The organism is Extensimonas vulgaris (assembly GCF_003337425.1).
In the GTDB taxonomy this organism is placed as follows: domain Bacteria; phylum Pseudomonadota; class Gammaproteobacteria; order Burkholderiales; family Burkholderiaceae_C; genus Extensimonas; species Extensimonas vulgaris.
The window spans coordinates 1-11164 of record NZ_QPJU01000019.1 but is presented as its reverse complement, the minus strand read 5'-3'; the positions used below and the strand labels follow the sequence as shown (position 1 = coordinate 11164).

The 11164-nt window shown below is 66.9% G+C and carries 9 protein-coding genes; 8 read left to right on the top strand and 1 reads right to left on the bottom strand.

Annotated features, from left to right (window positions below):
• Nucleotides 1–441: 441 nt before the first annotated feature.
• Nucleotides 442–1722, bottom strand: a complete 1281-nt coding sequence (locus DFR45_RS14085; RefSeq protein ID WP_114484369.1) for a glutamate-5-semialdehyde dehydrogenase — start codon at nt 1720–1722, stop codon at nt 442–444.
• Nucleotides 1723–1837: 115 nt separating this feature from the next.
• On the opposite strand from DFR45_RS14085, the gene DFR45_RS14080 reads away from it, so the two are divergent.
• The 8 genes from DFR45_RS14080 (at nt 1838) to DFR45_RS14045 (ending at nt 10862) form a co-directional block, all read left to right on the top strand.
• Nucleotides 1838–2965: a flagellar basal body P-ring protein FlgI gene (locus DFR45_RS14080; RefSeq protein ID WP_114484367.1), complete on the top strand. Its 1128-nt coding sequence runs from the start codon at nt 1838–1840 to the stop codon at nt 2963–2965.
• Nucleotides 2965–3861: a flagellar assembly peptidoglycan hydrolase FlgJ gene (gene flgJ / locus DFR45_RS14075; protein WP_114484366.1), complete on the top strand. Its 897-nt coding sequence runs from the start codon at nt 2965–2967 to the stop codon at nt 3859–3861. The genes DFR45_RS14080 and flgJ overlap by 1 nt, the downstream gene beginning before the upstream one ends.
• A gap of 21 nt (nt 3862–3882) precedes the next feature.
• Complete coding sequence (flgK, locus tag DFR45_RS14070; protein ID WP_114484365.1) at nt 3883–5838, top strand: flagellar hook-associated protein FlgK; 1956 nt, start codon at nt 3883–3885, stop codon at nt 5836–5838.
• 29 nt (nt 5839–5867) lie between these two features.
• Nucleotides 5868–7109, top strand: coding sequence for a flagellar hook-associated protein FlgL (gene flgL / locus DFR45_RS14065; RefSeq protein WP_114484364.1), 1242 nt, complete (start codon nt 5868–5870; stop codon nt 7107–7109).
• Nucleotides 7110–7174: 65 nt separating this feature from the next.
• Nucleotides 7175–8380 (top strand): HDOD domain-containing protein, encoded by a 1206-nt coding sequence (locus DFR45_RS14060; RefSeq protein WP_114484368.1) that lies wholly within the window; start codon nt 7175–7177, stop codon nt 8378–8380.
• A 29-nt stretch (nt 8381–8409) separates the two neighbouring features.
• Nucleotides 8410–9189, top strand: a complete 780-nt coding sequence (locus tag DFR45_RS14055; protein WP_114484363.1) for a LysE family translocator — start codon at nt 8410–8412, stop codon at nt 9187–9189.
• A gap of 111 nt (nt 9190–9300) precedes the next feature.
• On the top strand, nt 9301–9972 hold the full coding sequence (locus DFR45_RS14050; protein WP_114484362.1) for a histidine phosphatase family protein: 672 nt from the start codon (nt 9301–9303) through the stop codon (nt 9970–9972).
• 59 nt (nt 9973–10031) lie between these two features.
• Complete coding sequence (locus DFR45_RS14045; RefSeq protein ID WP_114484361.1) at nt 10032–10862, top strand: TatD family hydrolase; 831 nt, start codon at nt 10032–10034, stop codon at nt 10860–10862.
• Nucleotides 10863–11164: the final 302 nt, after the last annotated feature.

The following is an 11164-nucleotide window of genomic DNA, read 5'->3' as shown; positions in this document are numbered from 1 at the left end:
AGGATGCCGGGATGTGCGCCCGGCGGCGCACCTACTTTTCTTGTCTCGCCAAGAAAAGTAGGCAAAAGAAGGCGACCCTGCTGTCTGCGTCCCTGCCCGCCTCGCGGCGGTCAGGGCAACCTGCGGTGCTCACGCCCGGCGGGGTCGCGCGAAACTCGCTGCAGCGCTGCTGCAGCTCAAACAATCGCGCGCCCTTTTCCCGCCGGGCGCTGCGCTCCTCGGCGCAGCCAGAAAGGGCGGGGATACCCCACGGGCCTTCGCTGCGCTCGGCCTTTTGCTTGGCGCCGTGCGGCTGTAAAGCGTGCCGTCATTGCGAGCCCCGCAGGGGCGCGGCAATCCAGGCCCGGGTTCAGCAAGAGGCGCAGGGGCTATCGCCAAGGCCCCATGGATTGCCGCGGGCCTTGCGGCCCTCGCAATGACGGGGAAACATCGCCCCGCGTGCTACCCGCGCACTTCGCCTTCGCCCAGCACTACCCATTTGAGCGAAGTCAGCCCCTCGATGCCGACGGGGCCGCGCGCGTGGAATTTGTCGGTGCTGATGCCGATTTCAGCCCCCAGGCCGTATTCGAAGCCGTCGGCAAAGCGCGTGCTGGCGTTCACCATGACGCTGGACGAATCGACGGCGCGCAAAAAACGCTGCGCATGCATGTGGTCGCGCGTGACGATGGCGTCGGTGTGGTGGCTCGAATAGTGGTTGATGTGCGCGATGGCTTCTTCGACGTCGGCCACGAGCTTCACGCTGATGATGGGCGCGAGGTATTCCTCGAACCAGTCCTGCTCGGTCGCGGGCACCACGCGCGCGCCGGGCACGGGCGCGAGCAGTGCGAGGCTCTCGGGGCAGGCGCGCATTTCTACGCCTTTTTGCGCGTAGATGGCGCCTATGCGCGGCAAGAACGCCGCGGCCACACCGCGCGCCACGAGCAGGCTTTCGGTGGCGTTGCAGGGGCTGTATTTCTGCGTCTTGGCGTTGTCGGCGATTGTGACGGCCATGTCGAGGTCGCACGGGTCATCGACGTAGGTGTGGCAGTTGCCGTCGAGGTGCTTGATCACGGGCACCTTGGCGCCGGCGCTGATGCGCTCGATCAGGCCCTTGCCGCCGCGGGGGATGATCACATCGACGTACTGCGGCATCGCGATGAGCTGACCCACGACTTCGCGGTCGGTGGTCTGCACGAGCTGCACGGCCTCGGGCGGCAGGCCGGCCTCGGTGAGCGCCTGCTGCACGAGGCGCGCAAGCGCCTGGTTCGAGTGGATGGCCTCGGAGCCGCCGCGCAGGATGCAGGCGTTGCCGCTCTTGATCGACAGGCTCGCGGCTTCGATGGTCACGTTCGGGCGGCTTTCGTAAATCATGCCAAACACGCCTATGGGCACGCGCATGCGGCCCACGCGGATGCCGCTGGGCTGCTGGCGCAGCTCGAGCACCTCGCCGACGATGTCGGGCATGGCGGCCAGCTGCTCGCAGCCTTGCGCGCAGGTTTCGATGGCGGCGGGTGTGAGCTTGAGCCGGTCCACCAGCGGCGCCGCGAGGCCCGCGGCGCGCGCTCGCTCGAGGTCTTGCGCGTTGTCGGCCTGCAGCGCGGCGCTGTGCGTGCGCAGCAATTGGGCAAGCGCCGTCAATGCTTTGTTTTTAGTAGCTGTTGACGCACTCGCCATAAGGGCTGAGGCCGTTTTTGCTTGCAAACCCAGGGTTTGCGTGTAGTGCACGATGTCGGTGGCGTTCATGGCCGGATTTTGCCGCAGCGCTGCGTCTGCCGTACATACCAGCGTGGCAATTGGCGGGTTTTCATGCTGCTTTTTGGGGCTTGCGGTGCGCGCGCGGGTGTCCACAATCGGGGGCATGAAAGCCTTGTCTGCTCTTTCTTTGTGGCGTGGTCTGCTGCTGGCCCTGGTGCTTGCGGGCGCGACTTGGCCCGCGCAGGCGTTGCGCATCAAGGAGGTGGCGGCCGTGCAGGGCGTGCGCAGCAACCAGCTCACGGGCTACGGCATCGTCGTGGGGCTGGACGGCACGGGCGACCAGACTACGCAGATGCCGATCACCACGCAGAGCGTGTCGAACTACCTGCAGCAACTGGGCATCACGCTGCCGGCCTCCATGGCCTCGCAGCTGCAGTTCAAGAACGTGGCCGCGGTGATCGTGACGGCGCAGCTGCCCGCGTTTGCCCAGCCGGGGCAGGCGATAGACGTGGTCGTTTCCTCGATGGGCAACGCCAAGTCGCTCAAGGGCGGCACGCTGATCGCCACACCGCTGCGTGGCGCGGACGGCGAGATTTATGCGCTCGCGCAAGGCAACGTCGTGGTCGGCGGCGCAGGCGCGGCGGCGGGCGGTAGCAAGGTGCAGATCAACCACCTGAGCGCGGGCCGCATCCCACAGGGCGGGCAGGTCGAGCGCAGCGTGCCCACGCCGCTCAACGATGGCGACACGATCCAGCTCGGGCTCGACGCCTCGGACTTCCAGACCGCGCGCCGCGTCGCCGAGGTCATCAACGCGCGCCTGGGCGCAGGCCTGGCGCGTGCGCTCGACGGGCGCACCGTGCAGGTGCGCGCACCGCAAGACCCGGCCGCGCGCGTGAATTTCATTGCCGACCTCGAAGACCTGGAGCTGCAGGCCCCGACGCCCGCGGCCAAGGTGGTGATCAACGCGCGCACGGGCTCGGTGGTGCTCAACCAGGCCGTCACGCTAGGGCCCTGCGCGATCGCGCACGGCAACCTGTCGATCACCATCAGCTCGACGCCCGTGATCAGCCAGCCCAATTCGTTTTCGCAAGGGCAGACCGTGGTGGCGCAAAAGAGCAACATCCAGATCAACCAGGAGCCGGGCCGCGTCATCCAAATGCCACCCTCGCCGCAGCTTGCCGACGTGGTGCGCGCGCTCAACACGCTGGGCGCAACGCCGCAGGATTTGCTTGCCATCTTGCAGGCCATCAAGGCGGCGGGGGCGCTCAATGCGGAGCTGGAGGTGATCTGATGTCGCTGCCCTCGGCCCCCGCGAGCCTGAGCGCCGGCACGGCGAATACGCTGGCTGCCGACGCGCGCTCGCTCGATGCACTCAAAAACGCTGCAAGCCGCAACGACCCGCAGGCCGTGCGCGCGGCGGCCAAGCAGTTCGAGTCGCTGTTCATGCGCGAGCTCATCAAGAGCATGCGCGAGGCGACCATGAAATCCGGCCTGCTCGAAGGCGCGCAGGGCGATCTGGCCACGGATTTGCTCGATCAGCAGCTCTCGGTGCAGATGGCGGGCCAGCCCGGCGGCCTGTCGGACGCCATCGTGCGCCAGCTGTCGCAGCAAATGGGCGGTAGCGGCAATACGGCACTGTCCGTGCCTTCGACGCTGAGCCTGGCCACGAACCGCGCGCGCTTTGCGGGCGGCGCCGCCGGCGGTGGCAACGCTGGCTCTGCCGCACCTGCGGGGCGCGAGAGCTTCGTGCAGTTCCACCGTGCCGCGGCCGAGCGCGTAGCGCAGGAAAGCGGCATTCCCGCGCACTTCATGCTCGGCCAGGCTGGGCACGAGACGGGTTGGGGCAAGAGTGAAATCCGCCAGGCCGACGGCTCGCCCTCGTACAACCTGTTTGGCATCAAGGCTGGCAAGGGCTGGACGGGCAGGGTGGCGACGGTGACGACGACCGAATACGAAGGTGGTGTGGCGCGCAAGGTGGTGGCCAAATTCCGCGCCTACGACTCGTATGAAGACGCTTTCCGTGACTACGCGCGGCTCATCAATGACAACCCGCGCTACGCCGCGGCGCGCGCCAAGGTCGGCTCGGTAGCAGCGTATGCGGCCGAGCTGCAAAAGGCCGGCTACGCCACCGACCCCGCTTACGCGCGCAAGCTCAGCAGCGCGATCCACAGCGCGCAGGGCGTGTAGCACTCCGGAGGATGACGACCCATGAGCCTCTTCAACATCGGCGTGCGCGCATTGCAGACCAACCAGGTGGTTTTGCAGACGACCGGCAACAACATTGCCAACGTGAACACGCCCGGCTATTCGCGCCAGACCGTGGCGCTACAGAACCTGCCGGGCCAGTTCACCGGCTCCGGCTTCATCGGCCAGGGCGTGCAGGTGCAGGCCATCGTGCGCAACCAGAGCGACATGCTCACGCGCCAGGCCACGGCCGCGGCTGCCGTGAGCGCCGCCGACGCCGCACGCCTGCAAAACCTGCAACGTCTGCAAGACAACGTGTTCAGCGGCGGTGACAACGGCCTTGGCGCCGCGATCAACGACATGATGAATGCGCTCTCCGACGTGGTGAGCGCCCCCACCGACCTTGCTGCGCGCACCGTGACGCTCACGCGCATGGACGAGACCGCCACGCGCATGCGCTCGGCGTCCGATCAGCTCGACCAGATCGCTGCCAGCGTGCAAAGCGATCTGGACACGGGTGTCAAAGCCGTCAACGACCTCGCCAGCCAGATCGCGCGCCTGAACGAGCAGATCGTGCGCGCACAAGGCAGCGGCAAAGCCCCCAACGACTTGCTGGACCAGCGCGATCAGGCGATCCGCAACCTGAACCAGTACGTACAAACCACCCAGGTGCCGGCCGACGACGGCTCGCTCAGCGTGTTCGTGGGCAACCAGCCGCTCGTGCTCAGCAATACGGCAGCGACGCTGTCGGTAGGCGACGCGCCCGATTTTCCGGGCAGCGGGCAACGGAAGCTGTTTTTCACAGCCGCAGGCGGCACAGCGCAGGTGCTCGACGAGCAAGCCATAGGCGGCGGCTCCATGGCCGGGCAGCTCAAGTTTTACAACAACGATCTGGAGGACGCGCGCAATCAGCTCGGGCGCATGGCGCTCGGCCTGACGCAGACGCTGAATGCGCAAAACCACCTGGGCCTCACGCTCGACGGCAAGACGGGCGGCGACTTATTCCAACCCATCGCTCTGAAAGATGCCATTGCGGGCGCAGGTAACCCTTCGGGTGCAAGCGCCGGAATCGGTTTGGCAGTAGCCGACCCCGCCAAGCTCAAGGCCTCGGCTTACACGGTCACGTTTACGGCGGCCGGGGTCGGCACGGTCGTGCGCCAGTCCGATGGCGTGGCCTTGTCCTTCGATGGCACCACCGGTAATACGCTGCAGGACGTACTGCGGGGTGAAGGGCTCACGGCCACGGTGACGGGCTCGCCCCAGGCGGGTGACAAATTTCTGATCCAGCCAGTGCATGACGCAGCCGGTCAAATGCAGGCGCTGGTGCACACACCGAGCCAGCTCGCCGCGGCCAACTCGGTCAATGCGGCGATGGGAGCCGCAAACACCGGCTCGCTGCAGTTGGTGAGCCTGCAGGCACTGTCGAACCCTCCGGGTGCGACGGTTCCCGTTACGCTGACGTTCACCGGGCCCAACACCTACACCCGCAGCGATGATCCGGCCGTCCCCCCAGCACTGCCCACCACCTACAGCTATGTTTCCGGGCAGCCCATCAGCTACGACAGCGCCGTGCCGCCCACGGGCTGGTCCGTCACCTTGAGTGGCACTCCAAAAAAGGACGACACCGTCACCGTGGGGGACGCGCTGGCTGCTGGCGACTACTTTCAACGCGACGCCGGCAACGCCAAAGCCATGCTGGCCCTGCGCGATGCGCCCATGTTCGACGGCGCACCCTTGAGCGACGGCTTTGCCAGCGCCATGGCGCAGGTCGGCACACGCACGCAGAGTGCGCAGTTCGCAGCGCAGACGTCGAGCACCATCGCCGCAAACCTCGAAAGCGACCGCACCGCGGTCTCGGGTGTGAACCTCGACGAGGAGGCGGCCAAGCTGATCCAGTACCAGCAGGCTTACCAGGCATCGGCCAAGATGATCCAGGTGGCGCAAACCGTCTTCGACAGTCTGCTGCAGACCATGGGCTGAACCGCCCGAGGAGCAAGGAGCACCATGCCATGAGCAACAACCTCATTGCCCGCACGGGCACGGCCAACCTCTACGACAACACGATCCGCAACCTGCAGGCGCAGCAGACTTCGCTTGCGCAGCAGCAGGAGCACCTCAGCGCCGGCAAACGCGTATTGCGGCCGAGCGACGACCCCGTGGCCGCGGCGCAGGCCGAGCGCGCACGCACGCGCATCAGCCGCAACGAAACCGACCTGCGCGCCCTGAATGCGCAAAAGGACAGCATGGCGCTGGCCGAATCGACGCTCGGCAACGCCATGGACGCCATGCAGGCGTTTCGCGAACTCGTGGTACAGGCCGGCAATGGCACGCTCTCGGCCACCGACCGCAACACCATCGCGTTGCAGCTGCAGGGCCTGCGCGAGCAGATCCTCAGCTACGCCAACGCCAAGGACGCGAACGGCATCCCCTTGTTCCAGGCGCTGGGCAGTGCCAGCACCCCGTTCACCGACGCTTTGCCCCCCGCCACTTTCAACCCCACTTTCAACGGCCTGCCCGGGCAAGTTGCCAGCGGCACCAGCAGCATCGCGCCCGTGCTCGACGGTGACGCCGCCTGGATGAGCGTGCCCACAGGCAACGGCGTGTATGCCGTGACGGCGGCGCCCGACAATGCCGGTACGGCGCAAGTGACGGCAGACCAGGTGACCAACCCTGCCCTGGCCGGCGATGGCCACACCTACCAAATCCAGTTCGCCGTCGATGTCGCGACGGGAGCCACCACTTACGACGTCATCGATCAGACTCCTCCGCCCGCCACGCCCACAAGCGGCTTACCCACCAACCAAACCTACACATCCCCCACGACCATCAGCTTCGCGGGCCGCGCGATAGACATCACCGGCGCACCCGCCAATGGCGACAGCTTCACGGTCGCGCCGAGCACGCAGACCAGCGTGTTCCAGGTGCTCGACGACACCATTGCAGCCATTCGCAGCGGCAACCCGGTCACCGTGAGCAGCGGCATCGCACAGGGGCTGAGCCAGATCGACTTCGCCATGAGCCGGCTGTCCGATGCGCGTGGCCTCGCGGGTGAGCTGCTGAACCGCGCCGACCGTATCCAGAGCGACCTCGACACACGCGGCACGCAGCTCGAAGCCCAGCGCTCGAGCGCCGAAGACCTCGATATGATCAAAGGCATTTCAGACTTCCAAAACCAGAACACCAGTTACCAGGCTGCGCTGCAGTCGTACGCGCAGGTACAAAAACTCTCCTTGCTCAACTACCTTGGCTGAGACTTTGGCAGGGCAGCCGAGCCCCTCCAGCGTTGCGCCCCTCAAGCCCCATGGCCCGTCCCGAGATGCTTCAATCCGTTCTTCGCAGCCTGGTGCTGGGCTACCGTCCGCTATGGAACCATGAGCGACGGCTGGCGGGCATTGAGCTGTACGCCCATGCCCATGTGCAAGAGGGAATGCTTCCACCCGACGGCGCCCACCTGCTGCGCACCATGCGGGAGCTGTGGTCGTCCACCTCGCCGCCCGTGCTCATCGCGGCGCAAACCAGGCAGCTGCTATGCAGCCTGCTCGACCACCCCGAGCGCGTCGCGCCCTGGATCGAGGTGCGCGACCATTGGCTGCAGGACGCCGAGGTGCTGGCGCGCGTGCAGGCAGCGCACCGGCGCGGCCTCAAGCTCGTCTGGCGCGGCGACATGGGCCGCCAGCCCGCGCCCGACATCCTGGACTGCTTCGACCACTGCCTGCTCAGCATCCCGCCCGAATTCGCGCTCGCCGCGCTGCAGTCCGCGCCCGGCGCGAGCCCCTTGCCCGCGCGGCAGATGTTCGAAAACGTGCCCAGCCGGGCATTGGTCGCGCATTGCTTCGACCAGTGCGATGCCTTGGCACTGGCGGGCTGGCCGGCCGAGGATGTGGTCTATAGCCTGCGCCGTCAGCCCCTGCAGCCGGCGCACGAGGTCGTGCTCGCGCTCCTGAAGGCCATAGACGAGGAGCAGTCCATAGAATCCTTCGAGGACATCCTGAGCCGCGATCCCATTTTGGCCTACCGATTTCTCACGCACGTCAATTCCGCGGCCTTCGGCTTGCGCACGGGCATCAGTTCCCTGCGCCGCGGTCTGGTGCTCATGGGCTACGGCACGCTGCAAAAATGGTTAGCGCAACAACTGCCGCATGCAGACACCGAGCCCGACCTGCGCCCCGTGCGCGAGAGCATGGTGATGCGCGCCGAGCTCACTTCGCGCTTGCTCGACGCGGGGGTGGAAAACGACCTGCGCCGAGAGGTCTATCTGTGCGGGCTGTTTTCGCAATTGGACCTGCTGCTCGGCGAGCCGCTGGGCGCCATCTTGCGGCGCATCCCGCTGTCCGACCGTATCTACGACGCCAATGTGTTGCACACGGGCCCCTATGCGCCACCACTGGAGATGGCGTGCGCGCTCGAAACCGAAGATGCACAGGCGATTTTGCAGCTGTGCGAAACCCACGAATATGACCTCGAAGACGTCAACCGCTGCCTGCTGCGCATGCTGGCCGACCTCGAAGTGAAGCACCCCTGACGTGCCCGGCCGGCACGCGCTTGCCAACCATGAATGCCACCGAGTTCACGACGCTGCTGCTGTTTTGCGCGGCCATGACCTTTTCACCCGGGCCCAACACCACCTTGTCCACGGCGCTGGCAGCAAACCTCGGGCTGCGCCGGGCACTGCGCTTTTGTCTGGCCGTGCCCACCGGCTGGAGCCTGATTTTGCTCGCCAGCGGCCTGGGTTTGGCAACGCTGATCGCGCGCGTGCCCGCCCTGCGCTGGGCCATCACGCTGCTGGGCGTGGCGTACATGTTGTGGCTGGCCTACCGGCTCAGCACCAGCGCACGGCTCGCGCAGGCCGATGAGGCGCGGCCAGGAGCCTGTCGGACTTTGGGCGTCGAAAGCGAGAATGCGCCCCAGCGAGGCCAGTTTTTGCCGGATTCGCCGCCCCATAGTGGTGCTATGGGGCAAGAAGCCGGTAAAAAATGGGCCGCTGGGGCGCATTCGCAGCCGACGATTCCAAAGCCCGACAGGCTCCTAGGGCTGGGCTTTTGGCAAGGCGTGGCGCTGCAGTTCGTCAACATCAAAGCCTGGATGCTCGCGCTCACGCTCAGTGCGGGTTGGGTCGTGAACACCGCAGAGCAAAGTGCCGCCATCCCTGCCGAGCGCCTGGCCATCGTCAGCGCGGTCATGCTGGCCTTTGCGTTCGCGAGCAATTTCACTTACGCGCTGCTCGGCGTGCTGCTGCGCCGCTGGCTGGCGCAGGGCCAGCGCCTGCTGTGGTTCAACCGCGCGCTCGCGCTCGTGCTCGTGGCCACGGCGGTTTGGATGCTGCGTTTGTAGGCTGCGCTTGACTGGTGGGGCTTGGCAGATGCGGTTTGGTTGCTACGATGGTGGTAGCTGTCGTCGCACGTGCGACAAGCGCTGGAGGCCATTTTCACTCAAAATTCAGGAATGGGAACCCTCTACCTCGTGCGCCACGGCCAGGCCTCGTTTGGCGCACATGACTACGACCAGCTCAGCGCGCTCGGCCAGCGCCAGGCCGAGCGCCTGGGCGCACACTGGCGCGCCCGCGGCCTGCAGTTCGACACCATCCTCACGGGCACGCTGCGCCGCCACCGCCAGACGCTCGCAGGCATCGCCGCGGGCCTGCAGATCGCGCCGCAGCCCATCGAGCTGCCCAGCCTCAACGAGTACGACAGCCAGGCGCTGATCCACGCCATCCACCCCGAGCCGCTGCCGCGCCCGGACACGCCGCAGCTGTACCGCGCGCATTTCCGCCTGCTGTGCGACGCGCTCGCGCAGTGGATGGCCGGCACCATCAGCCCCGCCGGCATGCCGAGCTGGCCGGAGTTTGCAGGCGGCGTGCGCGCCGTGCTCGAGCAGGTGCGCAGCCAGCATGCCGGCAAGAACGTGCTGCTCGTGAGCAGCGGCGGGCCCATTTCCACCGCCGTGGGCGAGGTGCTGGGCACGGCGCCCGAGGTGACGATCGCGCTCAACATGCGCATACGCAACAGCGCCGTGACCGAGTTCAGCATCTCGCGCAAGCGGCTCATGCTGCAGACCTTCAACACCCTGCCACACCTGCACGAAGTCGAGCACGCGGATTGGATCACGTTCGCCTGATACTCTCAAAAAAAGAGCTGCTGGCGTAGATTCATCAAGGCTTGAGTGGTGATTTTGCTATGAAATTCGAGACCTTCATAGACACCCACTGCCACCTCGACGCCCCCGAGTTCGCGCCCGACGTGGACGCCGTGCGCCGGCAGGCCGCGGCGCTTGGCGTGCGCCACTGCGTGCTGCCCGCCGTCACGCGCGCCGGCTGGCCCGCGGTGCAGCAGCTTGCGCAGCGCTTTGGCGACAGCTACGCGCTGGGCATCCACCCGCTCTACACCGGCGCTGCGGCCGACGAAGACCTGGCGGCGCTCGAGGCGCGGCTCGCGCAGCAGATCGGTGACCCGCGCCTCGTGGCGGTCGGCGAGATCGGGCTCGACCATTTCGTGCCGGGGCTCGATGCGGCGCGGCAGCTGCATTTTTACCGCGCCCAGCTGCGCCTCGCGCGCCGCTTCGGCCTGCCGGTGATCCTGCACGTGCGGCGCTCGGCCGACGCCTTGCTGCGCGCGCTGCGCGAAATCCCCGTGCCGGGCGGCATCGCGCATGCGTTCAACGGCAGCTGGCAGCAGGCGCAAGCCTTCGTTGCGCTGGGCTTCAAGCTCGGCTTTGGTGGCGCACTCACGTTCGCGCGCGCGCTGCAGCTGCGGCGCCTGGCCACGCAGCTGCCGCTGGATGCGCTGGTGCTCGAAACCGATGCGCCCGACATGCCGCCGCAATGGCTCTACACCCCGGCGGCGCAACGCGCTGCCGGCCACCCCCAAGGGCGCAACAGCCCTGCCGAGCTGCCGCGCATCGCGCAAGTGCTGGCCGATCTGCGCGCTCTGCCGCTCGACGAACTCGCACGCGCCAGCACCGCGAACGCATGTGCCGCGCTGCCACGGCTTGGCGCCTTGCTCGGCTGACGCGCCGCGGCGCCCGATCCCGGCAGGCTGCCAGACAACCGTTCAACCCAGATTGTTCATTAGGACGCGGGATGGTGGCGAGGCGGCTGGCGTGGCAGTTTGGTCGCGGGTGAGAAGTCCATGGCCAGTGCCATGGACGCCGAAGCCGCGGCCAAAATGACCGGCAGACGTCCGCCAACGCCCGCGTAGGTGCGCAGCACCGCCTAATTTGACTGTGTCATAAATTACTCCTCGCCCGCCCGCAGCATGGGCAGCGAGGCAGGATGCGGGCAATTCGTTGTGCCAGCATCTGCCGCAGCGTG

Coding starts and splice junctions, on each gene's coding strand:
- DFR45_RS14085 (WP_114484369.1), bottom strand. CDS start 1,722: ATGAACGCCACCGACATCGTGCACTACACGCAAACCCTGGGTTTGCAA.
- DFR45_RS14080 (WP_114484367.1), top strand. CDS start 1,838: ATGAAAGCCTTGTCTGCTCTTTCTTTGTGGCGTGGTCTGCTGCTGGCC.
- flgJ (WP_114484366.1), top strand. CDS start 2,965: ATGTCGCTGCCCTCGGCCCCCGCGAGCCTGAGCGCCGGCACGGCGAAT.
- flgK (WP_114484365.1), top strand. CDS start 3,883: ATGAGCCTCTTCAACATCGGCGTGCGCGCATTGCAGACCAACCAGGTG.
- flgL (WP_114484364.1), top strand. CDS start 5,868: ATGAGCAACAACCTCATTGCCCGCACGGGCACGGCCAACCTCTACGAC.
- DFR45_RS14060 (WP_114484368.1), top strand. CDS start 7,175: ATGCTTCAATCCGTTCTTCGCAGCCTGGTGCTGGGCTACCGTCCGCTA.
- DFR45_RS14055 (WP_114484363.1), top strand. CDS start 8,410: ATGAATGCCACCGAGTTCACGACGCTGCTGCTGTTTTGCGCGGCCATG.
- DFR45_RS14050 (WP_114484362.1), top strand. CDS start 9,301: ATGGGAACCCTCTACCTCGTGCGCCACGGCCAGGCCTCGTTTGGCGCA.
- DFR45_RS14045 (WP_114484361.1), top strand. CDS start 10,032: ATGAAATTCGAGACCTTCATAGACACCCACTGCCACCTCGACGCCCCC.